Consider the following 26,728-nt stretch of genomic DNA (forward strand, 5'->3'; position numbering starts at 1 on the left):
CGTCCCGTGTTCACGGGGCTGGACGACATCGACTGGGAATCGCTCACACACGCCTACGGCACGGCCGAGGACGTACCGGGATGGGTGCGGGGGCTGGTCGACTCCGATCCCGCGGTTCGTGAGCAGTCCCTCGACGCCATGTACGGGGCGGTGCACCACCAGGGCGACGTCTACGACTCGACGGTGGCCGTGGTGCCGTACCTGATCGAAGCTCTGGCCGTGCCGCGACTGCCCGGCCGGGACGGCATCGCCGAGCTGCTCACCAGCATCGTCCAGGTCGGCGACTGGCCGGACGAGGCCGACCTCGACGAGGACACGATCGTGATGCGCCGCCACGCCGTGCGGGCGCACACCCTCGCGGTGGCGGCGGCGCCGGTGCTGCTGCGCCTCGCCGACGACACCGACCCGGAGGTCCGCGCCGTCGCGCCGTCGCTTCTGGTCGCCCTGGCGCCCGCGGTTCCCGACCTGGCCGGCCTGCTCCTCGGCCTGCTCGGCAGCGAGACCGACCTCAAGGTCAGGACCGGGCTGTTCGAGGCCCTGGGCAGCCTGCCCCTCGACGACGCCACCATCGGCCGACTGCTCGAGCTCGCCGGGTCCGCTCCCGCGTCGACCGCGGTGGCGGCCCTGATCGCGGTGGCCCGCAACGACCCGTACCGGGTGCCGCTCGACGGTGTCCCGGAGCTCATCGAACGTGCCTACGCCGAGGAGGGTCCCGCCGCCGGCCCGGCCGGATTCGAGACCGACACCCTGATCGGGTCGCTGCGGGTGATGCGTGAACAGAGCGACGAGGGACGCCGGGCGCCGCACTGCACCCGCATGATCGAGGACCTGACCGACCCGCTCGGCGCGCGCGTGGCGGAACGGATCGCGATCGTCACGCCGCTGCTCGCCTCCACCCACGACGACCTCGCCGGTGACGCGCTGTTCGCCGTGAACAAGCTGATCGAAGGCCGGCGCGGCGACTACCGGGAGGCCGTGACCCGGGTCGCCGGGCTCCTCGAACGGCCGCCGCGGGTGGCCGGGTGGGCCGCCGGCATGCTGAAGGACTGGGGCCCGGTGTCCGCGCCCGCGGTGGAGACGGTCGCCGCCCGGCTGGCCGCCATCGACGCGCAGCCGTGGCGTGACGGGCTGCCGGAGTGGACCGTCCGGTACTCGGCCGACCTGCCGGGCCTGCATCCCTACCTCGATCTCCTCGCCGGGTTCGGCGACGAACGCGCCCTGCCCCCGCTGCTGACCGGACTGACCCTGCCGCAGCGCCCGAGAGACATCGGGTACCGGCTCGCCCGCTATCCCGGTCACGCCGAGCGGATCACCGCCGCGATCCTGCCGCACTTCCCGGTCCTGGCGGCCGCCGACCGGGAGCCCACCGAGTGGTACGCGTTCCAGACCGCGCTACGGGCCTTCGGAGCGGATGCGGCGCCGGCCGTGCCGTACCTGCTCGCCTCGCCCCTGCGTGACTGGTCCGCGTCCACACTCGGCCGGATCGGTCCCGCTGCGGCGGCGGCCCGGACCGCTCTGCACCAGGCGGTCACCAGCGACGACCCGCGCCTGGCGGCGGCGTCGGCCGGGGCCCTCTGGCGCATCGACCGGTGGCCGGGCGCCCTGGCCCGGTTGACCTCGCACCTGGACGGCCCGGCCTCCCGCGAGGCATTCGACGAGATCACCGCGATGGGCGCCGCCGCCGCTCCGGCCGCCGCCCTGGTGGCGACATACCTCGACGCGCCCCCGGACCGGCACTGGTGGACACCGGCGCGTGCCGCGCTCGCCCTGTGGCGGCTCACCGGCGACGCCGACCGGGTCGCACCGGTGCTGGCCGCCGCGTGGCGCGGCAATCCGCAGACCCGTCCGGCGATCGCCGCTGCGGCCGGCGGCCCCCTGGCGGTGGCGCTCGCACCACTGTTCCGCGACGAGATCGCGGCGTCCCGGCGGTTCAACGTCTCGGACAACACCTGGTCGACGGCTCAGGTCACCGAGGACGAGGAGCTGCTCGCCTCGTGTCACCGCCTGCTCACACCGCCATAGTGGCGATGACGGCCGCCGGCTCCCGCGGGCGCGTCGTCACGACGTCGTGGCCGGATGTCACGTCGACCGGGCGACGCCGGGGTGGCTTCCACGACGGCGGCCACCTCGGCGCGGATCTCCCTCATCCGTGCGCCACCAGGGATCCGCTCTCCATCGCCACCCACACCGTGCCGCCGTTGACCCACAGACCGTGCGGCTCCCGGCCCGGCAGGGCGTGCAGGGTGACGTCGCCGTCGGGGGTCACCCGGGCCAGCTCGCCGGAGCCCCACAGCGTGACCCAGCAGCCGCCGTCGGGATCGGCTGCCACGGCGTGCGGACGGCACACGGGGTCGTCGAAGCGGACCTGCCGCACCGTGCCGGACGCGTCGACGAGACCGACGCAGCCCCCGGCGATGTCGGCATACCAGACCCCGGAGTTGCCGGCGGCGACACCGACCGGCGCGGCGGGGGCCCGCCCGCCGGGCAGCTCGATGATCCGCACCGTGTCGCCGGACACCCGGGCCAGCGCCCCGGCGCCGTTGAGCGCGGCCCAGGCACTGCCGTCGGCGGCGACGGTGATCATCGCCGCGCGGGCGTCCGGGACCGGCAGGTCGACCATGGTGAGGTCGCCGGCGGTCGTGACCCGGCCGATCCGGTTCAGTCCCGGGGCGGTGAACCAGACTCCCCCGTCGGCGGCCGCCGCGATGCCGTAGGGGGCCGAGCCGGGCGGCACCTCGATCACCGTGTGGGCGCCGCCGGTGTCACGCCGGACCAGGCGGTCGTCGCTGCGGGTGCACCAGATCGCGCCGTCGGTGGCGACGGTCAGCAGCATCGGGCGGGCGTCGAATGCCTCGTGCCGGAGACCGTCGGGGGTGACCCGGGCCAGTCCCGGTGGGTCCAGGATCGTCGTCCACAGCGTGCCGTCGTGGTCACCGGCCACCGCGTAGGGCGCCCATCCCACCGGAAGAGTCACCTCGGTCATGTCGTACCTCCCCGCTCCAAACTAACGCTACAGATGTAGCATTAACCAGATGGAGCCGACTCCGCAAGCACCCCCCAGAGCCGCCCGGCCCGGCGGCCGCACCGCCCGCACCCGCGATCGCGTCCTCGACGCCGTCGCATCACTGCTACTGGAGGGCGGTTTCGACGCTGTCACCATGGACGCCGTCGCCGACCGTTCGGGAGTTCATCGCACCACCCTCTACCGGCGCTGGCGCGACACCGGAGGCCTGCTCGCCGACTCCTTCGACGCCGCCCGGGAGCACCCGTGGCAGCCGCCGGACACCGGTTCCCTGCTCGGCGACCTGACCGAGATCAATCACCAGATCGTCGGCGCCCTGACCGCGGAGCCGTCGATCACCCGAGCCCTGATCACCGCATCGTTCCGCTCGCCGGCGGCCGCCCGGGCACTGCGGGCGTTCTGGGAGGACCGCTTCTCCACCGCGGCCGTCGTCGTCGAACGGGCCGCACCCACAGCCGACGCCCGGACCGTCCTGATCGCCTCCTGCGCGCCGATCTTCTACGAGCTGGCACTCATGCGCTCCCCCGCAGCGCCCGACATCGCCGCTCGGTATGCCCGCATCGGCGCCGCGGCGGCCGCCTGACGGCCGCGGGGCTCGGAGCACCCCGCGTCGCGCGGCCGTCGAACTGCAGGCGCGCCGGGATCAGCCGAGCCGCAGGCCGCGGGTCACCAATCCGAGCAGCCGGTCGAGCCGGCCCGGCTCTCCCGGGGCTCGCTCACTGGCCCAGGCGATCGCGTTGACGACGGTCAGCACGTCGTCGACCCGATCGGGAGAGCCGGCCCGGTCCAGCAGGGCCGCACCGACGGCGCTGATCTCGTCGTGGCAGTCGGCGAGCGTGGACCCGGCGCCGGCGAGCGACTCGGTGGCGACCAGCCCCCGCATGGCGGTCGCGTGCACGGCCACGGCACGCAGCCAGGTGTGCACCGCCCGCACCGGGTCGGGGTCGCCGAGCAGTCCGCGCCCGTGCGCACAGAGCGCGGCGACATCTTCGGCGATGATCGCGACCAGCAGCGCCTGCGCCGACGGGAAGTGCCGGTAGAGCGTCCCCGCTCCCACCCCGGCACGCTGGGCGACCTTGTTGAGGGAGGCGCCCGCCCCGTGCGCGGTGAACTCGGCCCGCGCCGCCGCCAGCACCCGCTCTCGATTCTGCTGGGCGTCGCTGCGCATCCGACCTCCCGTTGCGTGACCGGAGAACCTCTCCGTATGCTACCGCCCATCAACCGGAGAGGCTCTCCGGAACGATCGGCCGACGCCGGATGACAGGAAGGGTGCAACCGCATGAGGACGAGCATCATGATCGGCGAGGTGCGGGGGCCGGCAACCGCCGCCGACCTCCGCGACCAGGCGGCCGCCGCGACCGGCCTCGACGGCATCTGGGCAGCCCAGGCCCTCGGCTGGGACGCCCTCACCGCGCTGACCATGGCCGCCGCGCAGGCGCCGGACCTCTCGCTGGGCACGGCGGTGGTCCCGATCCGCCAGCGCCACCCGCTGGTCCTGGCGAGCCAGGCCCTCAGCGTCCAGGCCGCCACCGGCGGCCGCCTCACCCTCGGCGTCGGCACCGGGATCGGCGCGATGACCACCGGCATGTTCGGCCTACCGGCCGACCATGCGGCGCGCTACCTGCGGGAATACCTCGACATCCTGCTGCCGCTCCTGCGCGGCGACCCGGTCACCCACTCCGGCGAGTTCTTCACCCTCAGCGGTACGGTCCACCTGCCCACCGATCCTCCTGAGGTTCTGGTGGCCGCTCTGAGTCCTCGGCTGCTGCACCTGGCCGGTTCGCGGACCGCCGGAACCGTCACCTGGATGGCCGGCCCCCGCACCCTCGAGTCCCACGTGGTCCCCCGGGTGACCGCCGCGGCCGGCTCGGCGGGCCGCCCCGCACCACGTATCGTCGCCGCCCTGCCCGTCTGCGTGACCAACGACCCCGGCGCCGCCCGCGACCATGTGGCCGCCCGTTTCGGCATGGCCGCCCACGTCCCCGAGTACCGCGCCGTCCTGGACCGCGAGCACGTCCCCGGCCCGCAGGACGTGGCGCTGATCGGCGACGAGAGGGAGGTGACGGCCGCCTTGGGACGCCTGGCCGCGACCGGGATCACCGAGTTCGCCGCGGCCCCGGTCGGCACCCTCGCCGAGCAGCACCGCACCACCGAGCTCCTCCGGAGCGCATAGGGTGCGGTGCATGCGACTGGTCAAATTCACGCACGCCTGCGTACGACTGGAGAACGGGGACCGCCGGGTGCTGGTCGATCCGGGTGCCTGGGCCGAGGACGAGGCGTTCGACGGGGTCACGGACATCCTGGTGACACACGAACACGACGACCACGTGGACCTGGGCCGGATCGCCGGTCTGGTGGGCTCCCGGCCGCTGCGCCTCCACGGGCCCGCGTCGGTGCGGGCGCTGGCCGACGAGGCCGGGATCGGCGAGGCCGTCACCGTGGTGGCCGCCGGTGACGTGTTCGACGTGGCCGGGTTCGCGGTGACCGCGGTCGGCGGGCGGCACGCCGAGATCTACGACGGCCTGCCCGGCTGCCCCAACCTCGGCTACGTGATCGACGGCGTCTACCACCCGGGCGACTCGTACTTCGTCCCGGACGTCGAGGTCCACACGCTCCTGGTCCCGGCTGCCGCGCCGTGGGGCCGGCACCGGGAGGCCATCGAGATGACCCGGTCCATCGCACCGGCCCGAGCGTTCCCGATCCACGACCGGGCGCTGACGACCGACGTCGGTTACGGCAACTTCGACGCCTGGATGGAGGCCAAGGGCAATACCGCCTACTCCCGGGTGCCGCTCGGCGAGTCGGTCACCCTCTGATCCGGACGGCCGGCCGCCGAGGTGAAGACGGCCCTCCATCGGGTGGGGAGCGTGGTTCCGGCGGCGGCGACCAGATCGACCGAGAGCGGATGCAGGCCGTCGACGGCGAACGCCTCGACCTCCGAGCGGGTCAGCGGCCACGGCGGGCCGTCGCCGGCGCTGTCGATGCGGGTGGTCGCGGCGGCCAGCACGATCAGGGTGCCGCCCGGCGCCACGAACGTACCGACCGTGCGGATCGCGGCGGAACGGATCGTGACCGGCAGGGCCTGGACGTTGTTGCTCTCCAGGACCAGGTCGAAGGCGTGCCGCCACTCGCCGGGCGGATCGAGCAGGTCGGCGACCACGTAGCCGACGGCGCTGCCGGGGTGACGTTCACGGGCCAGGTCGATGGCGGTGGCCGAGATGTCGAAAGCGGTCACCCGGTAGCCGAGCCCCGCAAGGTACTCGGCGTCCCGCCCGGGGCCGCAGCCGACGACGAGCGCTCGGCGGCCCTCCCCGGCGGGCAGGGTGAGCGCCCGCAGATGGGCGCTGGGCGCCGGGACATCCCAGGGGACCTCGGCGTGGCCGGCGCGCGACTCGGCGTACAGCTGCTCGAACCATCCGGTGGGGTCGCCCGCGGCCAGTGACGCGGCGGCGAACCTGCGGGCGTCCACGGCGGACGGCGAGACAGATGCCGCCGCGGCAGAGGCAGTCCCCGACCCGGCGGCGCCGTCCGCCGCGAACCCGGCGCCGTCCGCGGGCACGAGACCGGCACCATCCGCCTCCGCGGGCACGGCGGCGGCGGAACCCGGAGATCCGGCGGACGGGTCCGGGGTCATCGGGGGACGACCCGGCGCATCTCGCGCAGGGCCTGGCGGCGGACGTCGCCGGTGAGGGTGTCGACGTAGAGGCGGCCGTCGAGGTGGTCGGTCTCGTGTTGCAGGGCGCGGGCCAGGAAGCCGGTGCCCTCGATGACGAGCGGCTCCCCGTGCTGGTCGAAGCCACGGGCGACGACCGACTCGTACCGCTTCGTCTCGTAGCCGAGGCCGGGCAGCGACAGGCAGCCCTCCTCGTCGGCCTGCTCGCCGGCGAAGTCGCTGAGGACCGGGTTCACCAGGTGGCCGACCACACCGCCGACGTTGTAGGAGAAGACGCGCAGGCTGACGCCGATCTGCGGGGCGGCGACACCGGCCCGGCCGGGTTCGCGGACGGTGTCCTCCAGGTCGCGGACCAGCTCACGCAGCTGCGGGCCGAAGTCGGTCACCTCGTCGGCGGGCGTACGCAGAACCGGGTCACCGAAAATCCGAATGGGCCGTACTGTCATGCCGCAAAGGCTAACCGGTCGTTACGCGGCGAACAGGGTGGGCCGCTCGGTCCGCAACATGTGGCGCAATTTGATCAGCGATCGGCGGGTCTGTGACTTCACCACGGTGATCGGGACGTCCAACTCCTGGGCCACCTGTTCCACACTGTGGTCGGCGAAGTAGCGCAGCAGGACGATGGCGCGGTCCCGGACGGGGAGCCGGGACAGCGCGTCGAGCAGGGTGAGCCGCAGCTCGGGGCTGATCGAGTAGACGGGCTCACGCAACTCCCCCGGGACCGTCTCGGTGGAGCTGCGGCGGCGCCGATGGTCCAGGTAGACCCTGAGCAGGACCTTCTGGGCGTACGCCACCAGGTTGTCGCTGTCGACGGCCCGTTCCCAGCTCAGGAACAGCTTGGTCAGCGTGGTCTGGGTGAGGTCCTGAGCGAGGTGCCAGTCGCGGCAGAGCTGGAAGGCGCTGCTGTGCAGGCGGGCGGTGGTGGCGTGGGCGAAGCCCGCGAAGTCCGGCCGAACCGGGCGGATGGTCGTCCGGATCGGGGCGACCGGGTGTTCGAGGAGCTCAAGCATGTCCGCGATCTCGTCTCTGTGCCAGCCACCGGACACGCAGGGTGCCACTGTGGACCGTCTCGGTGCCGCGCGGACGTCAAAGTACGCGCTCGACCCCACCCAGGGGGGCGGATGCCGACAGTGGCACGCATTCGGTAGAGACGGCTCGGAGAACGCTATGAGCCCGCTGTGCAGGTCAGCGACCCCGCAGTGCGGCGCGCACCGGACCGGTCTTGGCGGCGGCCTCGTCCACTTCGGCGACCGGGTCGCTGTCGATGGTGATGCCACCGCCGGCCCAGACGTGGGCGCGGGCGCCGTCGAGGGCGACGGTGCGGATCGTCAGGCCGAGATCGAGGTGGTCGTGGCCGATCCAGCCGAGCGCACCCATGGCGGCGCCCCGGCCGACCGGTTCGAGGGCGGCGATCTGCGCGAGGGCGGCCAGTTTGGGGGCACCGGTGACGCTGCCGCCGGGGCAGACGGCCCGCAGCAGATTGGCAAGGCCCACGCCGGGGTCCAGGTCCGCCGACACCACCGACTCGGCCTGCCACAGACCCGACCATTCGCGTACGGCGAACAACTCGTCCACCCGCACCGGCCCGGTCCCCGGAAGCCGGGCGAGGTCGTTGCGTTCCAGGTCGACGATCATCACGTGTTCGGCGCGCTCCTTGGCGGAGGCCAACAGATCGTGACGGCCGGCGGCGGTGGCGGGGCGGGTGCCCTTGATCGGCCGGGTGACGACCCGCCCGTGGCGGACCTCGACGAGGGTCTCCGGGGAGGCGGTGGCGATGGCCCAGCCGTCGGCGGCGAGCACACCGCCGTAGCGGGCGCCGGCGAGGGCGGCGACGCGGCGCAGGGCGGGGACGGGATCTCCGGTATAGGCCGCGGACGCGTGCCCGACGACGTTGACCTGGTAGACGTCGCCGCGTGCGATGGCGGCCCGGACCGCATCGACGGCGGTGGCGTGCCGCTCGCGGGTCCAGCTCTCCCGCCACGGCCCGAGGCTCCACCGGTCACCGGACATGTCACCGGTCGGTGTGACATCACGGGCATGTCGGTAAACAACGGCGTATACATCAGGAATGCCGGGCACAGGAGAGCGCGATCCAATGACACCGCCTGCCATCACGGCCCCCGCATCGGCAGATACGTAGAGTGATGCCCCACAGACCTCGCCATCGCCGATCGTCTGGTATTTGTCACCCGTTCGGCCGAGGTTACGCACCGGTAGTCCGTTGTCGGCGAGGAACTCCGCCACAAGCTCGGCAGGGTCACCGGGATCACCCTGATGCCATCGAAAGGTGCTTAACGCGTGGTGACGGGCATGGCAGCTCGCCGGGGCACCCGGCGGACGACCGATCGGAGGTAGCGGACAGTGGTCGACGACCGCTCCGGCGTGGAGCATGGGAGACGAGGATCCGCGCGCCGACGCCGTCACCGGGTTGAACCAGTGTCGTTCGATGTGAGGTAACGTTCGTCACCGCAATTGTGAACCTTCACACAGCCCCCAACCGGAGTAAACCGATGTGCCAGCACCTGATCAACTGCCCCCCAGCCGACGCCACCGACCGTGAGGCCGCACGCATCATCGCGACCTTCCAGGAGCAGGGATGGAGCCTGCTCTGCAACGGCGTCATCGTCTTCGAGGACACCGGTGAACTGCTGCCGGACGGCACCACGATCGAGCCGCACCGTGGGCCGGCTGTGCACGCCCTGGCAGCCTGAGACACTTCACGACACGCGACGCAGCGTAGTCAATCGAGGACTACGGAAGCAGCGCAGGCCGCGATCATCGACGACCGCGACCTGCGCAACGGGAAAAACTGAGCCGTGGACGGGTCAGTCCTCGAAAGCTTCCGGCGACGGGCAGGAACACACCAGATTCCGGTCGCCGAAGGCCCCGTCGATACGCCGAACCGGCGGCCAGTACTTCGCCGTCCGGTCCACGCCCTCCGGGAAACCGGCCACGGAGCGTGAGTACGGGTGGGTCCACTCGTCGATCATGACCGACGACGCCGTGTGCGGCGCGTTCGCGAGCGGGTTGTCGCCCGCGGGCCACTCCCCCGCCGCGACCTTGTCGATCTCGCCCTTGATGGCGATCATCGCGGCGATGAAGCGGTCCAGCTCCGCGAGGTCCTCACTCTCGGTCGGCTCCACCATGAGGGTGCCGGCGACCGGGAACGACATCGTCGGCGCGTGGAAGCCGTAGTCGATCAGCCGCTTCGCCACATCGTCCACGCTGACGCCGGTGGCCTTGGTGATCGGGCGCAGGTCGAGGATGCACTCGTGCGCGACCAGGCCGTTCTCACCCGCATACAGCACCGGGTAGTGCTCGCGCAACCGCGCCGCGACATAGTTTGCCGACAGGACCGCCGACGCGGTCGCCGCCGCCAGACCGTCCGGGCCCATCATCCGGATGTACGCCCACGAGATCGGCAGGATGCCCGCGGACCCGTGCGCCGCCGCCGACACCGCGTGGTGATCACCCTGCTGCAGCGGGTCGCCCGGCAGGAACTCGGCCAGATGCGCCCCGACCGCGACCGGGCCCACACCGGGGCCGCCACCGCCGTGCGGGATGCAGAACGTCTTGTGCAGGTTGAGGTGGGAGACGTCGGCGCCGAACTTCCCCGGACGGGCGTAGCCGACCAGCGCGTTCAGGTTCGCGCCGTCCACATACACCTGGCCGCCCGCCTCGTGCACCTTCGCGCACAGGTCGGCGATCGACGTCTCGTACACACCGTGGGTCGACGGGTAGGTCACCATGATCGCCGAGAGCTGGTCACGGTGCTTGGCGATCTTAGCGTCCAGGTCGGTCAGGTCGACGTTGCCGTCGGCGTCACACGCCACCACGACGACCCGCATGCCGGCCATCACCGCGCTGGCCGCGTTCGTGCCGTGCGCGGAGGACGGGATCAGGCAGACGTCACGGTGCGCCTCGCCGCGGGACCGGTGGTAGCCGCGGATCGCCAGCAGACCGGCCAGCTCACCCTGTGAACCGGCGTTCGGCTGCACGCTGACCGCGTCGTAACCGGTGATCTCCGCCAGCCAGGCCTCGAGCTGGGCGACCAGATGCTCGTAGCCCTCGGTCTGCGAGGACGGCGCGAACGGGTGGATGTTCGCGAACTCCGGCCAGGTGACCGCCTCCATCTCGGTGGTGGCGTTCAGCTTCATCGTGCAGGAGCCCAGCGGGATCATGCCGCGGTCCAACGCGTAGTCACGGTCCGAGAGCCTGCGCAGGTAGCGCAGCATGCTCGTCTCCGAGTGGTGGGTGTTGAACACCGGATGCGCCAGAAACTCGGACGTGCGCACCAGAGCGTCCGGCAGGACACGCGGACCGGTCACCTTCTCCGGCGCGCCGAACGCCGCCAGCACCGTCGCGACGTGCTCGTCCGTGGTCGTCTCGTCGGTCGACACCGACACGTGGTCGGCGTCCACCAGACGCAGGTCGATGCCGGAGTCCGCAACCGCGGCGACGATCTCGGCGGCCCGGCCGGGCACCCGAACGGTGATCGTGTCGAAGAAGGCAGCGGTCGTCACCTCGACCCGGGCCGCGGCAAGGCCGGCCGCGAGCGCACGGGCCCTGCGGTGGGTGCGAGCGGCGATGTCGTACAGCCCGCGGGGACCGTGGTAGACCGCATACATGCTCGCCATCACGGCCAGCAGCACCTGCGCGGTACAGATGTTCGACGTCGCCTTCTCACGGCGGATGTGCTGCTCACGGGTCTGCAACGCCAGCCGGTAGGCCTGGTCGCCGTCGGCGTCCTTCGAGACGCCGACCAGACGGCCGGGCAGCGACCGCTCCAGGCCGGCGCGCACGGCCAGATAGCCGGCGTGCGGGCCACCGAAGCCCAGGGGCACACCGAACCGCTGGGTGGTCCCGGCGGCGATGTCCACACCGATCTCGCCCGGAGCCCGCAGCAGCGTGAGCGCCAGCAGGTCGGCTGCGACCGTGACCAGCGCGCCCTTGGCGTGGGCGGCCTCGACCAGCGCCGCGTGGTCACGCACGGCACCGGAGGCGCCCGGATACTGCAGATGCAGCCCGAAGAGCTCCTCCGGCAGCTCGTCCTTCTCGACGTCGACGAGCACCACGGAGATGCCGAGCGGTTCGGCCCGGGTCCGCAGCACGGACAGGGTCTGCGGGAACGTGTCGGCGTCCACCGCATACACGTTGCTCTTGCTCTTGGAGGAGCGTCGCGCCAGCGTCATCGCCTCGGCCACCGCGGTCGCCTCGTCCAGCATCGACGCGTTCGCCGTGGTCAGACCGGTCAGGTCGGTGACCATGGTCTGGAAGTTGAGCAGCGCCTCCAGGCGGCCCTGGCTGATCTCCGGCTGGTACGGCGTGTAAGCCGTATACCACGCCGGGTTCTCCAGCACGTTGCGCTTGATCACCGCGGGCGTGACCGTGTTGTAGTAGCCGAGACCGATCATCGGGGTGGCGAGCACGTTACGGTCGGCGATCGACCGGAGCTCGGCGATCGTCTGCTCCTCGGTGATCCCGGCCGGTAGGTCCAGATCACCGTGGAAACGGATCGACTCGGGGATCGCGGCGTCCATCAGCTGCTCGACCGAGCCGTAGCCGATCGCCTTCAGCATCGTGGTCTGCTCGTCGGCATCCGGGCCGATGTGCCGGGAAACGAACGGGGACGTCATGCGCGACTCCTGGCGTGAGAAGGTCGAGGAACAACCTCCCCCTCTGTCATACCCAGACTGCGGCATTTCAGAGTTGCCAACCTGCGCGGTCCTTTTGCCTGAAAGTTTCCGGGGAGGATTTGCCTCTTCGGCGCCGCGTCAGCGGACTCTCCCGCGCTGGGATCAACCTACCAGCGGGCATGGGCAAGACCGGGAGTCCTAGGGTGTGCGATGTGACGTACTTCCCTGCCGCCGACCGCTACGCCGACATGATCTACCGGCGTGCGGGCCGCAGCGGCCTCAAGCTCCCCGTCATCAGCCTGGGCCTGTGGCACAACTTCGGCGACGGCCGTCCCGCCGACCGCCAGCGCGACATCGTCCGCCGGGCCTTCGACCTCGGGGTGACGCATTTCGACCTGGCCAACAACTACGGGCCGCCGCCCGGCAGCGCCGAGACCAACTTCGGCCGCATCCTGCACGCCGACTTCACCGCCCACCGCGACGAGATGATCATCTCGACGAAGGCCGGCTACACGATGTGGGACGGCCCGTACGGTGACTGGGGCTCCCGTAAATACCTGGTCTCGTCACTGGACCAGTCCCTGAAGCGGATGGGCCTGGACTACGTCGACGTGTTCTACCACCACCGGCCCGACCCGGAGACCCCGCTCGAGGAGACGATGACCGCGCTCGACGCGATCGTCCGCTCCGGCAAGGCCCTCTACGTCGGCATCAGCAACTACAAGAGCGAGGAGGCCGCCCGCGCCGCCGACATCCTGCGCGAGCTGGGCACGCCGCTGCTGATCCACCAGCCGTCCTACTCGATGCTCAACCGGTGGATCGAGCACGACCGGCTGCTGGACACCCTGGAGGCGGCCGGAGCCGGCTGCATCGCGTTCAGCCCCCTGCAGCAGGGCCTGCTCACCGACCGCTACCTGACCGGCATCCCGGACGACTCGCGGATCCGCACCAGTGTGTTCCTCAACGAGAGCGCCCTGGACAACAAGACCCTCGGCCGCCTGCACTCGCTCAACGACGTCGCCAAGCGGCGCGGCCAGACACTGGCCCAGCTCGCCCTCGCCTGGGCGCTGCGCGACGAGCGGATGACCAGCCTGATCATCGGCGCGTCCAGCGTGCAGCAGCTGGAGAACAACGTGGCCGCGCTCGGCAACCTCGCCCTCGACCAGAGCGAGCTGGACGAAATCGACGCGACGGTACTCGATCTCTAGCCGTATCCTGCGTGCTCATGATCGACCTCGTCGAACGGCACACGGCCCTCGCGGTCGTGGTCGGGTCGCGCGCCTATGGACTCCAGGGGCCCGGATCCGACCACGACCGGCGGGGTGTCTTCGTGGCGCCGACCCGTGACTTCTGGCGCCTCGACAAGCCGCCCACCCACCTCGACGGGCCGGCCGAGGAGCAGTTCTCGTGGGAGATCGAACGGTTCTGCACGCTCGCGCTGCAGGCCAACCCGACCGTCCTCGAAGTGCTGTGGTCGCCGCTCGTCGAGTTCCGCAACGCCGACGGCGAGGCTCTGCTCGGGGTGCGGCAGGCGTTCCTGTCACAGCGGCTGGCCGAGACGTACGGCGGATACGCGCGCGACCAGCTCACCAAGGTCGCCAACCGGCGCGAGCGGACCGGCGAGGTCAACTTCAAGCAGGCCATGCACATGATCCGGCTGCTGATGGCCGGGGCGCACGTGCTGCGTGCCGGTGAGGTCCTGGTCGACGTGTCACACCTGCGCGACGAGCTGCTGGCCGTCAAACACGGCGAGACCCCGTGGGAACGGATCGCCGCATGGGCCGGGCGGCTCCAGGACGAGCTCACCGACGCGGCCGCCTCGACGTCGCTCCCCAAGCCCCGGACCGGGCCGCTGTGGACCGGGTGCTCGTGGCCGTACGAGAAAGGAATCTAGGGTGACCCTCGACGTGCCGGAGTGGGCCGCGGACGCCACCACCGCAGTCCCGTATCCCCTGGTCTTCGCCACCGTGAGCGGCGCGCACCTGTACGGGTTCGCCTCCGTCGACTCCGACCTCGACCTGCGCGCCTCGCACGTGCTGCCGGCGCACGAGGTCGTCGGCCTGCGCACCGGCCCGGAGACCGTCGAGCGCTCGGGCGACCGCGACGGCGTCGAGCTCGACATCGTCAGCCACGACCTGCGCAAGTTCGCCAAGCTGCTGAACAGCCGCAACGGGTACGTACTGGAACAGCTGCTCTCGCCGCTCGTGGTGGTGACCTCCGAGCTGCACGCCGCCCTCAAGGACCTGGCGCCCCGGATGATCACCAGCGGCCACGCCCACCACTACCTGGGCTTCGCCCACGGTCAGCAGCGCCTCTACCACAACACGGGACGGATCAAGCCCGCCCTGTACACGCTGCGGGTGCTGCTCACCGGCATACACCTGATGCGCACCGGCGAGGTCGTCTGCGATCTGGGCGTGCTCGGCGCGAGGATCGCCTACGTGCCGGAGCTGATCGCCGCCAAGCGCGAGGCCGAGAACGGCCCGATGCCGGCGCGGGCCGCAGCCTATCTCGCCGCCGACATCCCCGCGCTGCGCGCCGAGCTGGAACAGGCCAGAGACGAGAGCGCACTTCCGGGGTACGCCGACCCGGCGGCCGTGGACGAGCTGCACGACCTCATCGTGCGCACGCGCCTCGGTCAGACCTCGGTGGCCACCGGCAGCAGCCCGTCCGCCGTCGCGTAGAAGAGGTAGCCGCACAGCTCGGGGTGCCGGCGGTTGAGAGCAGCCGGGTCACCGCCGGTGACCGCGAGCACCGGCTGCCGGGCGGTCAGCTCACGCAGCGTCGCGAACGGCCAGTCCACCCCGAGCGCCCGGCGCAGACGGGCCATCAACGCGACGTCACCCACCGGCACCCGGTCGACGTGGATGTCGGCGACGGCCGGCAGTTCCCACCAGCCCAGGGACGCGCTGTGCCGGCAGCCCGGCAGGTGCGCGCCGTCGCGGGCCTGCGCCCGCCACCAACCAGCGTCGATGGGGATCGTCTCGTTGAACAGCAACGCGTCGACCGGTCTCGCCGGACCGCGCGCCGCCACGGCCCTGACCTCCTCGGGCAGCCGGACGCCGTGCTCCTCCACGTAGTGCGCGAGGCCCTCGGGCCAGCAGAAGCTCTCGCCGTCGGTCAGCTCGGCCGACCCGTTCCACCGGCCGCACAACCGGCATCGGGAGCGGCCGGCCATCGCCATGAAGGGCGTCCCCGACCGCAGGTAGGCGGCCACCCGCTCGTCCGGCTCGCCGACGGCGAACGCGCAGACGTCTGGCCAGCCGTCAGGGGCTTGCGGGCCATCCCAGTAGCCGATGCCGCGCAACATTCGTGTCACGGTGGTGAATCTACGGGGGTACTGGAATGATCTATGCCATGGAGTACCGGTATGTCGGGGGCAGCGGACTTCGCGTCAGTGAGCTGTGCCTCGGAACGATGACGTTCGGCAACGAGTCGGACGAGACCACCTCCCACGCGATCCTCGATCGCTACGTCGAGGCGGGCGGTGACTTCATCGACACCGCCGACGTGTATGCGGGCGGCGTCTCGGAGAAGATCATCGGCCGCTGGCTGGCCCGGCAGGAACGCGACTCGCTGGTCATCGCGACCAAGGGGTTCTGGGCGACCGGCGAGGCCGGCAACGATCACGGCGCCGGGCGCAAGCACCTCATCTCGGCGGTGCACGCCAGCCTGCGACGGCTCGGCACCGACTACATCGACCTGTACCAGCTGCACTGTTTCGACGAGACGACACCGGTCGAGGAGACCCTGTCGACGCTGGACACGCTCGTTCGTACCGGGAAGGTCCGGCATCTCGGGGTGTCCAACTACGCGGCGTGGCAGCTGCAGAAGTCGGTGGACGTCGCCCGGTTCCGCGGGTGGGAGCCGTTCGTGGCAGCGCAGCCGCTCTACAACCTCATCGACCGGGAGATCGAGACCGAGCTGGTGCCGGTCTGCCGCAACGAGGGCGTCGGCATCATCCCGTGGTCACCGATGCGCGGCGGCTGGCTGACCGGCAAGTACCGGCGCGGCATGACGTCGGCCCCGGCCGGCAGCCGGTGGGACGGCGACAAGCAGCCGTGGCTCGGCAACTGGCAGGACAGCGTCGACGAACGCGTCTGGCGGGTCACCGACGCCCTGATCGACGTCGCCGCCACGGTCGACCGCAGCCCCGCCCAGGTGGCGCTGCGCTGGCTGCTGCAACGACCCGGCGTGACCGCCCCGATCATCGGCGCCCGCACCCCCGAGCAGCTGGCCGACAACCTCGGCGCGACCGGGTGGAGCCTCGACGACAAGAGCCTGGAGCAGCTGACCACCGCCGGGGAGCAGCCGCTGCCGTACCCGCACGCGTATCTGGCCCGTTCCCCGCGGCGCCGGTGAGTCTCTGTCGTACCTCGCGGTTAGGCTCCGGCCGTGAAGACCATCACCACCCGAGACTGGGATGCCGGAGCCGGTAAGGAACGTCGTCACGAGCAGGTCCAGTTCTCCGGGCTGGACCTGTGCGAGACCGACCTGGAGGGCGTCGAGTTCTCCGAGTGCGTCTTCCGTGACACCCGGTTCAACTGCTCGCAGCAGACCGACGTGGCCTATCTGAACTGTCGTTTCGTCAACTGCAACTTCTTCGACGCGACGTTCACCAACTGCAAGGCGGTCGGCAGCGGCTTCGAGGGGTGCACCTTCGACCTGACCAGGGTCGACGGCGGTGACTGGTCGTTCACCGGGTTGCAGCGCGCCGACCTGGGCACGGCCACGTTCACCGGCGTGCGCATGCGCGAGGCCGACCTGACCGGCGTCCGGGCGCGCAACGGCACGATGCGCTGGCTCGACCTGTCGGCCGCCCAGCTGACCGGCGCCGACTTCACCGGCTGCGACCTGCGCGGCACCGACCTGCACGCCTTCGACCCACGGACGGTGGAGATGCGCGACGCGGTGATCACCGCCGACCAGGCCGTCGTGCTGGCCATGTCGCTCGGCCTGCAGATCCGCGACGCATGAGCCGCACCCGGCCGCCGCGTCCGTTCGACGGGGCGGCCGGGCCTGGAATCTGATCCGGCCCCTATCGATCGTCCGGTCGTCGCGCTCGGCCGCTGAGCGTCAGTGACAGCCGCCCCGGCCGAGGCCGTCCTCGACGGTCACGCCCGGCCGGGTCCACTGCGGCGCGGGCCGGCCGGCCGGTCCACCGGTGGGGACACCGTCGGCGCCGGTGCGCCAGTACCAGCACGGATCGTGGTCCGCGCCGCGCCCGGGCGGGTTGTCCTGCGGCCGCGATGGCGTCGCCCTGCCGGGTGTGCGCCTTCTCCCGGATCAGAAGCTCGTCCCGCGCGGCCTGCCAGGTCGCCTGATCGACAACGGGTGGCGTGCTGGTCATTGGTGTCCTCCACGTCTGCTCGATGGTCGTTCTCGAGGTAGACCACCGAACCACCCGAAACTCATCTTCCTAGGCCACTAGGCGTTTGCCTTCCGTACGGTGTGCCGGTTTACGCTGTTGGCATGTCTGTGAGTGCCGCCCCCGTTACACACCTCGCCCGGCCGCACCGGCCCGTGGTCGTGGCGGGGAGCCTCGGCGAGTTGTGCGGGCCGACCACCGGGTTCGCCGAGCTGCCATTGCGCCTCTGGTGGCATCCACAGCGGGCCTTCGACCTGAGCCAGCACACCATGCTGCTGTGGATGTATGAGAATGTGCTCCGCGAGGCCATCCGCATCGACGAGCTGCGCGACCACCTCGACGGGGCGACGCTGGTGCGGGTGTGGCCGGAGCTCAACCTGCCCCGCGGTGTCCGCGCCGCCTGGGAGGCCCGCCACCCACGGTTGCGCCTGCGCGCCGCCGCCTGACCGGCGGGTCACCGCGCCGCCCGACACGCGGTCACCTCGCCGCCTGACACCCGGTCACCGCGCCGCCTGACGTTTCCGGTCACCGCGCCGCCCGACACCCGGTCACCGTCCGTCACGGCCGTTCGCCGTTCGTCGTTCGCCGTCCGTCGCGGTGGACCACAGCTCCGGGTTGCGGTAATGGTTGTGGGCCCCCTGCCGTAGGACCGCCCGCAACCGCTCCAGATGCTCGGTGTCCGGCGGCAGGTCAAGCCGGTCGAGCAGGGCCAGCGCCTCGGCCGGCTCCAGGCTCCCGTAGTAGTCGTGATAGCTGAGCAGGATCCCCCGGAACAGCGCCGGCGCCAGTGACGGCATGGCCGCGACAGCGGAGTACACGAGCCGTTTGCCGCTCCACGGCACCGGCCCGGAGTTGCGGAGCACCCGATCGGCCCGCCGCTGCAGCGCCTCGTCGCCGGGTAGCCGCTGGAGGTCGTCGCCGAGCACTTCAGCGAATGCCCGCTCGGACGCCCGGTGGTCCTCGAACCACTCCACCCACAGCGTGTACAGCAGTTGATCAGGAACCGACGGCCTCTCCAGCCGCGCTCGCACACCCGCCCAGAACGCCTGGGCCGCCGCCTGATCATCGGTGGCGCCGTTGTAGTACGGGTTGAGGAAGAACGCCAGCTCGGTCGTGACCCAGAACTCGTCGATCAGGTCGAGCAGCCCGAGCGTGATCCGGACCCGCTCGGCCGGCGCCCGGCCCTCGTCACCGAGCATGCACGCCGCCCACTCGTGCGCCAGCTCACCGTCCGACATCTCCGCGTCGTCCTCGGTGGAGTGCCAGCGGCCCGGCCCCAGCCGGGTCACCCCCTGGGCCGCCAACCAGATCAGCGCGTCGTCTGCATCGGACATCCGCGCAGTGTGCCAACCTTGCCGGGTGAGCGTCGACGACTTTTACCGGGACGTGGCCCGCATCGCCCTCGCGGTCGCCGACAAGCACGGCTTCGTTCTCGGCGGCGGGGTCGCCTGGCTGGTCAACGGCCTGGTCGCCCGCCCCACCGAGGACATCGACCTGTTCACCGACACGGCCGGCGGGGTGGTGGCCGCCGCCGGCGAGGTCACGTCCGCGCTGACCGCGGCCGGCTACCGGGTGGTCCGCGAGGAGGCCGACGAGCTGTTCGCCGGTATGGACGCCGACATCCAGGAGTTCCTGGTGGCCGGCGAGCACCGGGCGCTGCGCCTGACGCTGTGCCGCCTGGACCGGCACCGTGCCCCGGTGGTGATGGACGTCGGACCGGTCATGCACCTCGACGACCTGGTCGCCACGAAGGTCGCCGCCCTGGTCACCCGGCGGGAGGTCCGCGACTACATCGACGTGGCGGCGGCGCTGGAACGCTATCCCCTCGACCGGGTGCTGGAGTTGGCGCACGCCGCCGACCCGGCGCTGGACCCGGAGGAGATCGCCGACGCCGGCCGCTACCTGGACCGGCTCGACGACGCCCGGTTCGCCCTCTATGGTCTGGACCGGGCTGCGATCGCCGCCCTCCGCGACCGCCTGAAGGACTGGCCACGCACGTGAGACTCACCGGCATCCTGCTGCCCGGCCGCCTCTACACGACCGCGGGCACCCTGTTCGATCTGGCCGACGCCGTCCTGGCCGGCCAGGGCGACGCCGTCGAGCACGTGACCTGGCTGGCGCCGGAGGGTCTGCTCGACATCGACCCGGAACCGTTCGTCCGGGTGCACGCCGTTGCCGCCCTGCACCGGATCGACCCGTCGACACGTCCGATTCTGATCGCCAAATCGCTCGGCACGCGCGCGGCCGGCCTCGCCGCCGAGCTTTCCCTGCCCGCGATCTGGCTCACCCCGCTGCTGACCGATGCCACGGTCACCGCCGCGATCACCGCCAACCGGGCGCCCGCCCTGCTCCTCGGGGGCGACGCCGACCCCTACTGGGACACCGCGGCGGCCCACGCCACCGGCAAGACGGTCGTCACGATCCCCGGCGCCGACCACGCCATGCGCGTCCCCGGCCCGATCCGGCGTTACACCGACGTCCTCGCGACGATCGGGACGAACATCGAGCAGTTCCTTCATACGGTACGGTCCGGGCAGCCCTGAACAGCACTGTCGCCGTTCCCGAGAGTCGGCGCGAGGGGTGCGTACCCCCGAGGATCCCGACGCGACCGCCGGGCCGAAGCGATCCGCCGACGCCGATCGACCGCTATGGTCTGACGGTGACCGTCTCGCCATCAGCGAGGGCCGTCCAGCAGTATGCGACGACCTCGGCGAACCTGACCGCCCGCATGGCGCTGCACGCCTACGGGACGAACCCGCAGGACTGGTTCACGTTCGTGGCCGCGCGGCTGCCCGCCGGGGGTGACGTCCTGGAGGTCGGTGCCGGGACCGGCGCGCTGTGGTCCCGGGTGGACCGGCGCGGCATGCGGCTGACCCTGACCGACTTCTCCGCCGCCATGTGCGACCGGCTGCGCGAGGTCGACGACGCCACGGTCCAGCGATGTGACGCGACCCGGCTGCCGTTCGCGGCGGGCTCGTTCGACACACTGATCGGCAACCACATGCTGTACCACCTCGACGATCCGCGGGCGGCGCTGCGCGAGTTCGCCCGGGTCCTGCGGCCGGGCGGACGGGTGTTCGTCGCCGTGAACGGCCGTGACCACCACACCGAGATCACCGCGCTCGGCCCGGCTGTCGGGCGGCCCGACCTGACCCTGTCGGCCGTCCACAACGATGTCACCGCCGAAACCGTCCCGCAGTGGATGGCCCGCCACTTCGACGCCGTCACCGTCGAGCGTTACCCCGGCGACCTCGCGGTGCCCTCCCCCGAGCCGGTCCTCGCGTTCCTCGCCAGCGTCGCCGCCGAGCCGCTGACCCCCGCCGAGCGGTCCGCCGCCCGTGACCTCGTCGCGGCCCGGATCGCGGCCGACGGCGTCTTCCGCGTCCGCCGGCACACCGTCCTGATCAGCGCTCAGAAGACCCGGCAGTAGAGGCCGGCCCCGGTCGCACGGGCCCGTCCGGCCAGCGCGGCGACCTCGGCGACGATCTCCTCGGCCAGCTCCTCGTCGATCTCCTCGCCCTCGTCGGCCCGCAGCCGCACCCAGCGCGCGGCCACCCCCGAGACGTCACCGGCCAGCGCCCCGGTCAGCGCCGACGGGAAGACCAGCACGAGGGGGCCGTCGTCCCCGAGCACGTCAGGGCCCTCCACGTCGTCGGCGTCCCGCCCGGTGAGCAGGCTCTCCCACTCCTCGATCGACTCGAGGGCGTCGAAGTTTCCGTACGTCACCATGTCCGCGTCCGGGCCCGGACCGTCCTGCACGGCCCCGGCCGCGGACTCGTCGTCGGCCGCGATGAAGAACTCGATGATCGTGCTCACCGCCCCATGATGCCCGCCGGCACCGGGTGATCAGCGGAACTCGGCGACGACGGCGATCGTGCCGACGATGTTGGCGTTGAACTCGTCCAGTTCCTCGGCCGGGATCCAGTACTCCAGGATGGTGCGCCCGCCGACCTGATGAACCTCGTACCGGTCGAGGAACGAGCGCCGGACCTCGAACCGGGTCACGTAGCCGACGCCGGAGGCCGGGACGTTCCAGTCCCGGGCGATCATGGAGGCGTACTCCTCGTTCAGCACCGGGTAGAAGATCGGCTGGTCCGGCAGCCGCGCAGGCCACTCACGCCAACCCGAGCCCTCGACCAGCGCCAGCTCCTCCGGCCCGGTCGGCCGCCACAACGTCACCGTCTCCACGGCCCCATGATCGTCCAGCCGGGCCCGGCCTGCCATTCCATTATCGAGCCCGCCGGACGGTCGAGCCCGCCGGACGGCGCCACGACCGCGGCTTCCGGGGCCGGAGAGCCGGTGCGGGAGAATGGCTCGTGGAGTTCTCCCTTGAACAGGTTCTCGCCTGGCGGATGGAGCGGCAGTTCCTCGCCGCTGTGGCAGCGGAGTCGGCGGTGGCGGTCGTCGGGCGGCTGTGCGGTGTGCAGGCCCAGGTCGCCTCGGCCGCAGAGCACGCCGTCGCGGTGCGGCTCGCGGCGCCTGCCACGGGTGCGGTCGAGGCAGCCCTGGAGCGGCGCGAGCTGATCAAGGTGTGGGCGATGCGGGGCACGCTGCACCTGCTCACCGTCACGGACGCGGCCTCGTGCCTGAGCCTGATGGCCGACGCCCGTACCTGGGAGAAGGGCGCGTGGCAGCGGACGTTCGCCACCACCGGGCAGATCGACGCCATCGCGGACGCCGTCCGGGAGATCCTGCCCGGCCGGGCCCTCACCCGCGAGCAGTTGGCGGCGGAGATCCTCCAGACGACGCGCGACGATTCGCTGGGTGAGTTGCTCGGATCCGGTTGGGGCACGGTGCTCAAGCCACTGGCCTGGCAGGGGCTGGTGTGCCACGGGCCGACCGACGGGAACAGGGTCACGTTCACCAGCCCGGCGACGTGGGCCGACGGATGGACCGGCCTGCCCGCGCCGGACCCGGCAGCCGCGCGGATCATCCCGGCCTATCTCGGTGCGTTCGGCCCGGCCACGATGGAGGCGTTCGACCAGTGGCTGATCCGGGGCGCGTCCCGCCGGGCGTCGTTGCGGCGCTGGTTCGCCGATCTGAGCCGGTCGGGCGACATCACCGAGGTGTCGGTCGACGGGCAGGCCGCATTCGCCCGCACCGCCGACCTGGACGACATCGCCGCCGCCGTCCCGGTCCCGGGAACACGGCTGCTGCCGGCGTTCGACCAGTTCGTGCTCGGGCCCGGCACCAGGGACGAGCGGCTCATCGCACCGCACCGGCGGGCGCTGATCAGCCGGACCGGCGGCTGGATCTCGCCGGTCGTGGTCGACCGGGGCCGGATCGCGGGCACCTGGGAGCCGACCGGCGACGGCCTCACCGTCAGCCTGTTCGCCGAAGCGGAGCCGGTGCCGCACGACTCACTGGCCGGCGAGGCGAACCGCATCGCGAAGATCACCGGCGGGTCCGCCACACTCCGCGTCGCGACCGTCTGACCAGCCGCCACGGCAACTGAACGGCGGCTCGCGGCACCTCGGGTCGGGCTTACCTGAAAGCCGGAAGGTCCGGGGTCGGGCTCGCGTCCGTTGCTCGCGGGCCTCGGCGGTGACGGTGCCCTTCGACACGGGGTGCCGGCGACGGGCGACTCCGGGTTTTCAGCGGCAGCGACGGCCCGGCAAGCCGAGGATCAACGCGGCGCCGACGGTCAGGTGGAGGCCCAGCAGGGCGAGGCGGCTGCCGAGACCGATGCCGGCCAGCGGGCCGGCGAGCGAGAGCAGCAGCACCGCCGTGGCGATGATCCGGAAGGTCCTGGCCGGGCGGCGCGCCGTGCGTTCCAGGAGGGCGAGCAGTGCCCACGCGGCGGCACCCGCGACGAGCGCGGCGGTGACCACGGCGATCGGGCCGACCGTCTGGATGGTGCCGCCCTGACGGACCGCGAGCTCGGTGCCGGCCCAGTTGTGCACCGACCAGAGCAGCAGCGCACCGGTGGCGCCCGCCGCTACGGTGATCGCCCGGCCGTTGGTGCTGGAGTGGAGGGTCTGCTGCTTCGTGTTCGTCGTCATGGGCATCAGCGTGGCGGGCGGGGGCGGGCGCCCACATCGGGCCGAAGACGGCGCACCACCAACTTTGGATGGTGTCGGTGGGCGGCGTTCGCTGGTTAGCCTCGCCGAGCGGACGGAATCCGAAGCCGGAAGCGAAATCGAGCCGGGCGCAGATCGAACCGGGCACGGATCGAACCAGGCACGGATCGAACCGGGCGCAGATCGCGCGCCGGGCGCTAGCCGGAGCCGGCGCGGACCGAGCCGGCGCGGACCGAAAGCCGGACGCGGGACCGGGTGCGTGGGGATCGGGGCGGGGATGGACGGGATGCGGAACGGCTGGGGGCTCGCGGTTCTGCTCGGTGGCTCCGGGCTGTTGATCGCGGCGACCGTGGTCGGCCGGTGGAGCAGCGACCCGAAGGATCCGCTGCTCATGCTCGATGTCGCGGCCGGTGTGGTGGCCTGGGTGCTGACGCCGCTGCTGGTGTGGCGGCCGGTCGGTGCGACGGCGGCGCTGACCGTGCTGGCCGTGCTGTCGCCCGCGGTGACGCCGTCGGCGACGATGGGGGTACTGCAGGTGGCGCGGCGCCGGGACCGGACGGCGGCGATCGCGGTGTCGGTGGGCGGGATCGCGGCGCACGCGGTTCAGGGGGCCTGGCGGGTCAACACCGGCATGTCGTACGGCTGGTGGCTGGCCCTGGTGACGATCGCCTACGGGGCGCTGCTCGGATGGGGTCTGTGGGCGCGTGCCCGGGAGGCGCTGATCCGCACTCTTCGGGAGCGGGCGCAGCGGGCCGAGGCCGAGCAGGGCCGGCGGGTCGCGGAGGCACGGATGCTGGAGCGGCGGCGCATCGCCCGGGAGATGCACGACGTCCTGGCGCACCGGTTGTCGCTGCTGGCGACGTTCGCGGGGGCGATGGAGTTTCGGCCCGACGCGCCGCCGGAGCAGATGTCACGGGCGGCGGGAGTGGTCCGCAGCGGGGTGCATCAGGCGCTCGAGGAACTGCGGGAGGTGATCGGGCTGCTCCGGGAGGACGACGGCGGGGACGGGGTTCATCCGCAGCCGGTGCTCGCCGATGTGCCGCGGCTGGTGGCGGAGTCACGGGCGGCGGGGACCGAGGTGCTGTTGCGGGAGTCGGTGGACGATCCGGCGGAGGCGCCGCCGACGGTGGCGCGGACGGCGTACCGGGTGGTGCAGGAGGGTTTGACCAACGCCCGCAAGCACGCCGCCGGGCAGACCGTGCGGGTGACCGTCAGCGGCGGGCCGGGCGCCGACCTCGTGGTCGACGTCCGAAACCCACTGGCAGGCCCGGACACGCCGCGGCCCGGCAAAGCAGGCCCGGACAAGCCGCGGTCCACCGAAGCGAGCCCGGACACGCCGCCAGCCGAGGAGGCGGACCGGGGCATGCCGGCGTCCGGCGGGGCGGGGCTGGTGGGGCTCACCGAGCGGGTTCACCTGGCCGGCGGGAGGCTCGACCATCAGGTGACCGACGGTGAGTTCCGGCTGTACGCGTCGATACCATGGCCGGCGTGAACGCCCGGCCGGTGCGGGTGCTCGTCGTCGACGACGACGCGCTGGTTCGCGCCGGGCTCACCATGATGCTCGACGGGGCGCCCGGCATCGCGGTCGTCGGGGAGGCGTCCGACGGCGACCAGGTGCCCGCCGCCCTGGACGCGCACGCTCCCGACGTGGTGCTGATGGATGTGCGGATGCCGCGGGTCGACGGCATCACCGCGACGAGACGGCTGCGGGCCCGGCCGCGGCCGCCCGAGGTGATCGTGCTGACCACGTTCGACACCGACGAGAACATCCTGCACGCGCTGCGGGCCGGGGCCAGCGGCTTCCTGCTCAAGGACACCCCGCCGGCCCGGATCGCCGAGGCGGTCCGGCAGGTGGCGGCGGGCGAGCCGATCCTGTCACCGCGGATCACCCGCCGGCTGATGGACCGGGTGGCCGTGCAGGCGGGGGCGTACGCGCAGGCCAGAGCCACCCTGGCGACGCTCAGCCCCCGCGAGCGGGACGTGGTGGTCGCGATCGGCGGCGGGCTCGGCAACGCGGAGATCGGCGCCGAGCTGGACATGACGCTGGCGACGGTGAAGAGCCACGTCTCGCACATCCTGACCAAGCTCGGCCTGGACAACCGCACCCAGATCGCGCTGCTCGCCCATGATGCGGGGCTGGCCTAGCCGAATTCGTATCCGGTGGGCGGGCCGGTGCGCTCCCAGCGCACGCCGGTGACCGTGCGGGTACGGCCGTCGACGGTCACGCGGGCGCCGGGCGGGTCACCCTCGTACGGTTCGACGAGCACCGCGTCGAGGATGTGCCGGGCCCCGTCGACCGAGCCGCGCAGGCTGGTCGACCGCAGCACCCGGCCGAGGGTGATCGCCGCGTCCCGCAGCCGGCGGTCGGCGCCGGACTCCCACTCGGCGAGTGCGGCGTCGACGCGGGCCCACAGCCGCCACCGGTCGTGGTCGAGCAGCAGGCGGGCGGCCCGGTCGACGGCGGCGCAGGTGATGTCGACGGCGGACTCCTCGCCGAGCTCGGCGGCCCAGGTCAGCTCGTCGGGCGGGGGCAGCAGCCCGGGTGAGTCGTGCAGGACCACGGCGTACAGCATGCCGAGGACGGTCTCGCGGGCCTCGCCCACGTAGAGCGGCCCGAACGCCCGCATCGGCGGGAACCGCCGGACCAGATGCGCGGCCCGGCCGAGTGGGAGGTCCGCGGCGAGCCGGGTGTCGGTCACCCGTGCGTGGAAGGTCCGTTGTTCGCGGGCCGCGAAAATCCAGGCCCGGTGCTCGTCGGCGATCAGCCGTGCCGCCACCGAGTAGGAGACGCCGAGCTGGGCGGCGAGCGCCCGGATGGCCCGTTTGCGGGCGCGGTCGGGGACGGGCCGGCGGGTGCGGGTACCGGTCATGGGGCCTCCCTGACTCGTGTTGGGTCCATTCTCCGTTGTACGCTCGCAGAGCAGCGCGCCTGCACGAGCGTAGCGATGCCCCCCACGCGGGCGCCGCCCCACGCCAAGAGGCTCAGACTCAGCGCACACCACTCCAGGC

Annotated in this window: 30 protein-coding genes, 1 pseudogene and 1 riboswitch; of the genes and pseudogenes, 17 read left to right on the forward strand and 14 right to left on the reverse strand. The window is 72.1% G+C overall.

Annotated elements, in window-relative coordinates; translation table 11 throughout:
* Positions 1-6 precede the first annotated feature (6 nt).
* Positions 7-2,022: a hypothetical protein gene (locus ACQPZW_RS26940; protein WP_433788811.1), complete on the forward strand. Its 2,016-nt coding sequence runs from the start codon at positions 7-9 to the stop codon at positions 2,020-2,022.
* Between the two features lie 121 nt (positions 2,023-2,143).
* Here the strand turns inward: ACQPZW_RS26940 and ACQPZW_RS26945 are convergent, their stop codons facing one another.
* Positions 2,144-2,983 (reverse strand): Vgb family protein, encoded by an 840-nt coding sequence (locus ACQPZW_RS26945; RefSeq protein WP_433788812.1) that lies wholly within the window; start codon positions 2,981-2,983, stop codon positions 2,144-2,146.
* 49 nt (positions 2,984-3,032) lie between these two features.
* Here ACQPZW_RS26945 and ACQPZW_RS26950 point away from each other — a divergent pair, with 49 nt between their 5' ends.
* A complete protein-coding gene (locus ACQPZW_RS26950) occupies positions 3,033-3,605 on the forward strand; it encodes a TetR/AcrR family transcriptional regulator (protein ID WP_433788813.1) in 573 nt (190 codons plus the stop codon).
* A 60-nt stretch (positions 3,606-3,665) separates the two neighbouring features.
* Here ACQPZW_RS26950 and ACQPZW_RS26955 read toward each other — a convergent pair whose 3' ends face one another.
* A complete protein-coding gene (locus ACQPZW_RS26955) occupies positions 3,666-4,190 on the reverse strand; it encodes a TetR/AcrR family transcriptional regulator (protein ID WP_433788814.1) in 525 nt (174 codons plus the stop codon).
* Positions 4,191-4,301: 111 nt separating this feature from the next.
* Between ACQPZW_RS26955 and ACQPZW_RS26960 the strand changes: the two genes are divergently transcribed.
* Entirely contained in the window at positions 4,302-5,195 is an 894-nt protein-coding gene (locus ACQPZW_RS26960) for a TIGR03564 family F420-dependent LLM class oxidoreductase (protein ID WP_433788815.1), read from the forward strand.
* A 10-nt stretch (positions 5,196-5,205) separates the two neighbouring features.
* Positions 5,206-5,838, forward strand: coding sequence for an MBL fold metallo-hydrolase (locus tag ACQPZW_RS26965; RefSeq protein ID WP_433788816.1), 633 nt, complete (start codon positions 5,206-5,208; stop codon positions 5,836-5,838).
* On the opposite strand, the gene ACQPZW_RS26970 is transcribed toward ACQPZW_RS26965, so the two are convergent.
* The 4 genes from ACQPZW_RS26970 to ACQPZW_RS26985 form a co-directional block, all read right to left on the reverse strand.
* Complete coding sequence (locus tag ACQPZW_RS26970; protein ID WP_433788817.1) at positions 5,799-6,581, reverse strand: class I SAM-dependent methyltransferase; 783 nt, start codon at positions 6,579-6,581, stop codon at positions 5,799-5,801. The genes ACQPZW_RS26965 and ACQPZW_RS26970 overlap by 40 nt on opposite strands.
* Positions 6,582-6,652: 71 nt before the next feature.
* Positions 6,653-7,141, reverse strand: coding sequence for a peptide deformylase (locus ACQPZW_RS26975; RefSeq protein ID WP_433788818.1), 489 nt, complete (start codon positions 7,139-7,141; stop codon positions 6,653-6,655).
* A gap of 21 nt (positions 7,142-7,162) precedes the next feature.
* Positions 7,163-7,705 (reverse strand): sigma-70 family RNA polymerase sigma factor, encoded by a 543-nt coding sequence (locus tag ACQPZW_RS26980; RefSeq protein WP_433788819.1) that lies wholly within the window; start codon positions 7,703-7,705, stop codon positions 7,163-7,165.
* Between the two features lie 175 nt (positions 7,706-7,880).
* On the reverse strand, positions 7,881-9,086 hold the full coding sequence (locus ACQPZW_RS26985; protein WP_433788820.1) for a chorismate-binding protein: 1,206 nt from the start codon (positions 9,084-9,086) through the stop codon (positions 7,881-7,883).
* 119 nt (positions 9,087-9,205) lie between these two features.
* On the opposite strand from ACQPZW_RS26985, the gene ACQPZW_RS26990 reads away from it, so the two are divergent.
* The gene (locus tag ACQPZW_RS26990; RefSeq protein ID WP_433788821.1) at positions 9,206-9,406 is read left to right on the forward strand and encodes a DUF5999 family protein; all 201 of its coding nucleotides are present in this window, start codon (positions 9,206-9,208) and stop codon (positions 9,404-9,406) included.
* Positions 9,407-9,520: 114 nt separating this feature from the next.
* Here the strand turns inward: ACQPZW_RS26990 and gcvP are convergent, their stop codons facing one another.
* On the reverse strand, positions 9,521-12,331 hold the full coding sequence (gene gcvP / locus ACQPZW_RS26995) for an aminomethyl-transferring glycine dehydrogenase (RefSeq protein ID WP_433788822.1): 2,811 nt from the start codon (positions 12,329-12,331) through the stop codon (positions 9,521-9,523).
* Positions 12,332-12,407: 76 nt separating this feature from the next.
* Positions 12,408-12,495: riboswitch (glycine riboswitch) on the reverse strand.
* Between the two features lie 15 nt (positions 12,496-12,510).
* Between gcvP and mgrA the strand changes: the two genes are divergently transcribed.
* The 3 genes and pseudogenes from mgrA to ACQPZW_RS27010 all read left to right on the forward strand — a co-directional run bounded on the left by mgrA (position 12,511) and on the right by ACQPZW_RS27010 (position 15,015).
* A complete protein-coding gene (mgrA, locus tag ACQPZW_RS27000; protein ID WP_433788823.1) occupies positions 12,511-13,539 on the forward strand; it encodes an L-glyceraldehyde 3-phosphate reductase in 1,029 nt (342 codons plus the stop codon).
* 17 nt (positions 13,540-13,556) lie between these two features.
* A pseudogene (locus ACQPZW_RS27005) lies at positions 13,557-14,230 on the forward strand (nucleotidyltransferase domain-containing protein).
* Positions 14,227-15,015 carry a nucleotidyltransferase domain-containing protein gene (locus ACQPZW_RS27010; RefSeq protein WP_433788824.1) on the forward strand — a complete coding sequence of 263 codons (789 nt, stop codon included), beginning with the start codon at positions 14,227-14,229 and terminating at the stop codon, positions 15,013-15,015. The pseudogene ACQPZW_RS27005 and the gene ACQPZW_RS27010 overlap by 4 nt, the downstream one beginning before the upstream one ends.
* Here the strand turns inward: ACQPZW_RS27010 and ACQPZW_RS27015 are convergent.
* Positions 14,970-15,650, reverse strand: a complete 681-nt coding sequence (locus ACQPZW_RS27015) for a hypothetical protein (RefSeq protein ID WP_433788825.1) — start codon at positions 15,648-15,650, stop codon at positions 14,970-14,972. The genes ACQPZW_RS27010 and ACQPZW_RS27015 overlap by 46 nt on opposite strands.
* A gap of 38 nt (positions 15,651-15,688) precedes the next feature.
* Between ACQPZW_RS27015 and ACQPZW_RS27020 the strand changes: the two genes are divergently transcribed.
* Together ACQPZW_RS27020 and ACQPZW_RS27025 are read left to right on the forward strand one after the other, a co-directional pair.
* Positions 15,689-16,693 (forward strand): aldo/keto reductase, encoded by a 1,005-nt coding sequence (locus ACQPZW_RS27020; RefSeq protein WP_433788826.1) that lies wholly within the window; start codon positions 15,689-15,691, stop codon positions 16,691-16,693.
* Between the two features lie 33 nt (positions 16,694-16,726).
* On the forward strand, positions 16,727-17,308 hold the full coding sequence (locus ACQPZW_RS27025) for a pentapeptide repeat-containing protein (RefSeq protein ID WP_433788827.1): 582 nt from the start codon (positions 16,727-16,729) through the stop codon (positions 17,306-17,308).
* 61 nt (positions 17,309-17,369) lie between these two features.
* Here ACQPZW_RS27025 and ACQPZW_RS27030 read toward each other — a convergent pair whose 3' ends face one another.
* Entirely contained in the window at positions 17,370-17,681 is a 312-nt protein-coding gene (locus tag ACQPZW_RS27030) for a DUF899 family protein (protein ID WP_433788828.1), read from the reverse strand.
* 122 nt (positions 17,682-17,803) lie between these two features.
* Here ACQPZW_RS27030 and ACQPZW_RS27035 point away from each other — a divergent pair, with 122 nt between their 5' ends.
* Positions 17,804-18,145 carry a hypothetical protein gene (locus ACQPZW_RS27035; RefSeq protein WP_433788829.1) on the forward strand — a complete coding sequence of 114 codons (342 nt, stop codon included), beginning with the start codon at positions 17,804-17,806 and terminating at the stop codon, positions 18,143-18,145.
* Positions 18,146-18,247: 102 nt separating this feature from the next.
* On the opposite strand, the gene ACQPZW_RS27040 is transcribed toward ACQPZW_RS27035, so the two are convergent.
* Complete coding sequence (locus tag ACQPZW_RS27040) at positions 18,248-19,033, reverse strand: hypothetical protein (RefSeq protein WP_433788830.1); 786 nt, start codon at positions 19,031-19,033, stop codon at positions 18,248-18,250.
* Positions 19,034-19,058: 25 nt separating this feature from the next.
* On the opposite strand from ACQPZW_RS27040, the gene ACQPZW_RS27045 reads away from it, so the two are divergent.
* The 3 genes from ACQPZW_RS27045 (at position 19,059) to ACQPZW_RS27055 (ending at position 21,129) form a co-directional block, all read left to right on the forward strand.
* Positions 19,059-19,700, forward strand: coding sequence for a nucleotidyl transferase AbiEii/AbiGii toxin family protein (locus ACQPZW_RS27045; protein WP_433788831.1), 642 nt, complete (start codon positions 19,059-19,061; stop codon positions 19,698-19,700).
* Entirely contained in the window at positions 19,697-20,242 is a 546-nt protein-coding gene (locus ACQPZW_RS27050) for an alpha/beta hydrolase (RefSeq protein WP_433788832.1), read from the forward strand. Before ACQPZW_RS27045 ends, ACQPZW_RS27050 begins: the two co-directional genes overlap by 4 nt.
* A 116-nt stretch (positions 20,243-20,358) precedes the next feature.
* A complete protein-coding gene (locus ACQPZW_RS27055) occupies positions 20,359-21,129 on the forward strand; it encodes a class I SAM-dependent methyltransferase (protein ID WP_433788833.1) in 771 nt (256 codons plus the stop codon).
* On the opposite strand, the gene ACQPZW_RS27060 is transcribed toward ACQPZW_RS27055, so the two are convergent.
* Positions 21,111-21,515, reverse strand: coding sequence for a hypothetical protein (locus tag ACQPZW_RS27060; RefSeq protein ID WP_433788834.1), 405 nt, complete (start codon positions 21,513-21,515; stop codon positions 21,111-21,113). The genes ACQPZW_RS27055 and ACQPZW_RS27060 overlap by 19 nt on opposite strands.
* A gap of 30 nt (positions 21,516-21,545) precedes the next feature.
* The gene (locus tag ACQPZW_RS27065) at positions 21,546-21,887 is read right to left on the reverse strand and encodes an ADP-ribosylation/crystallin J1 (RefSeq protein ID WP_433788835.1); all 342 of its coding nucleotides are present in this window, start codon (positions 21,885-21,887) and stop codon (positions 21,546-21,548) included.
* Positions 21,888-22,015: 128 nt separating this feature from the next.
* Here ACQPZW_RS27065 and ACQPZW_RS27070 point away from each other — a divergent pair, with 128 nt between their 5' ends.
* Complete coding sequence (locus tag ACQPZW_RS27070; RefSeq protein ID WP_433788836.1) at positions 22,016-23,134, forward strand: winged helix DNA-binding domain-containing protein; 1,119 nt, start codon at positions 22,016-22,018, stop codon at positions 23,132-23,134.
* Positions 23,135-23,293: 159 nt separating this feature from the next.
* Here ACQPZW_RS27070 and ACQPZW_RS27075 read toward each other — a convergent pair whose 3' ends face one another.
* The gene (locus ACQPZW_RS27075) at positions 23,294-23,701 is read right to left on the reverse strand and encodes a DUF6069 family protein (RefSeq protein ID WP_433788837.1); all 408 of its coding nucleotides are present in this window, start codon (positions 23,699-23,701) and stop codon (positions 23,294-23,296) included.
* Between the two features lie 304 nt (positions 23,702-24,005).
* Here ACQPZW_RS27075 and ACQPZW_RS27080 point away from each other — a divergent pair, with 304 nt between their 5' ends.
* Both ACQPZW_RS27080 and ACQPZW_RS27085 read left to right on the forward strand, forming a co-directional pair.
* A complete protein-coding gene (locus ACQPZW_RS27080; RefSeq protein WP_433788838.1) occupies positions 24,006-25,211 on the forward strand; it encodes a histidine kinase in 1,206 nt (401 codons plus the stop codon).
* Entirely contained in the window at positions 25,199-25,864 is a 666-nt protein-coding gene (locus ACQPZW_RS27085) for a response regulator (protein WP_433788839.1), read from the forward strand. The genes ACQPZW_RS27080 and ACQPZW_RS27085 overlap by 13 nt, the downstream gene beginning before the upstream one ends.
* Here ACQPZW_RS27085 and ACQPZW_RS27090 read toward each other — a convergent pair.
* On the reverse strand, positions 25,861-26,589 hold the full coding sequence (locus ACQPZW_RS27090; protein ID WP_433788840.1) for a hypothetical protein: 729 nt from the start codon (positions 26,587-26,589) through the stop codon (positions 25,861-25,863). The genes ACQPZW_RS27085 and ACQPZW_RS27090 overlap by 4 nt on opposite strands.
* Positions 26,590-26,728: the final 139 nt, after the last annotated feature.

Origin of the sequence: Actinoplanes sp. CA-252034, assembly GCF_050956125.1 — a bacterium.
Classification (GTDB): domain Bacteria; phylum Actinomycetota; class Actinomycetes; order Mycobacteriales; family Micromonosporaceae; genus Actinoplanes.

Bases quoted from the DNA above. Each gene is read 5' to 3' on its own strand.
- ACQPZW_RS26945 (WP_433788812.1), bottom strand. From the start codon at position 2,983: ATGACCGAGGTGACTCTTCCGGTGGGATGGGCGCCCTACGCGGTGGCC.
- ACQPZW_RS26950 (WP_433788813.1), top strand. From the start codon at position 3,033: ATGGAGCCGACTCCGCAAGCACCCCCCAGAGCCGCCCGGCCCGGCGGC.
- ACQPZW_RS26955 (WP_433788814.1), bottom strand. From the start codon at position 4,190: ATGCGCAGCGACGCCCAGCAGAATCGAGAGCGGGTGCTGGCGGCGGCG.
- ACQPZW_RS26960 (WP_433788815.1), top strand. From the start codon at position 4,302: ATGAGGACGAGCATCATGATCGGCGAGGTGCGGGGGCCGGCAACCGCC.
- ACQPZW_RS26965 (WP_433788816.1), top strand. From the start codon at position 5,206: ATGCGACTGGTCAAATTCACGCACGCCTGCGTACGACTGGAGAACGGG.
- ACQPZW_RS26975 (WP_433788818.1), bottom strand. From the start codon at position 7,141: ATGACAGTACGGCCCATTCGGATTTTCGGTGACCCGGTTCTGCGTACG.
- ACQPZW_RS26980 (WP_433788819.1), bottom strand. From the start codon at position 7,705: ATGCTTGAGCTCCTCGAACACCCGGTCGCCCCGATCCGGACGACCATC.
- ACQPZW_RS26985 (WP_433788820.1), bottom strand. From the start codon at position 9,086: ATGCTCCACGCCGGAGCGGTCGTCGACCACTGTCCGCTACCTCCGATC.
- ACQPZW_RS26990 (WP_433788821.1), top strand. From the start codon at position 9,206: ATGTGCCAGCACCTGATCAACTGCCCCCCAGCCGACGCCACCGACCGT.
- gcvP (WP_433788822.1), bottom strand. From the start codon at position 12,331: ATGACGTCCCCGTTCGTTTCCCGGCACATCGGCCCGGATGCCGACGAG.
- mgrA (WP_433788823.1), top strand. From the start codon at position 12,511: ATGGGCAAGACCGGGAGTCCTAGGGTGTGCGATGTGACGTACTTCCCT.
- ACQPZW_RS27020 (WP_433788826.1), top strand. From the start codon at position 15,689: ATGGAGTACCGGTATGTCGGGGGCAGCGGACTTCGCGTCAGTGAGCTG.
- ACQPZW_RS27030 (WP_433788828.1), bottom strand. From the start codon at position 17,681: ATGACCAGCACGCCACCCGTTGTCGATCAGGCGACCTGGCAGGCCGCG.
- ACQPZW_RS27035 (WP_433788829.1), top strand. From the start codon at position 17,804: ATGTCTGTGAGTGCCGCCCCCGTTACACACCTCGCCCGGCCGCACCGG.
- ACQPZW_RS27040 (WP_433788830.1), bottom strand. From the start codon at position 19,033: ATGTCCGATGCAGACGACGCGCTGATCTGGTTGGCGGCCCAGGGGGTG.
- ACQPZW_RS27075 (WP_433788837.1), bottom strand. From the start codon at position 23,701: ATGACGACGAACACGAAGCAGCAGACCCTCCACTCCAGCACCAACGGC.
- ACQPZW_RS27080 (WP_433788838.1), top strand. From the start codon at position 24,006: ATGCGGAACGGCTGGGGGCTCGCGGTTCTGCTCGGTGGCTCCGGGCTG.
- ACQPZW_RS27085 (WP_433788839.1), top strand. From the start codon at position 25,199: ATGGCCGGCGTGAACGCCCGGCCGGTGCGGGTGCTCGTCGTCGACGAC.
- ACQPZW_RS27090 (WP_433788840.1), bottom strand. From the start codon at position 26,589: ATGACCGGTACCCGCACCCGCCGGCCCGTCCCCGACCGCGCCCGCAAA.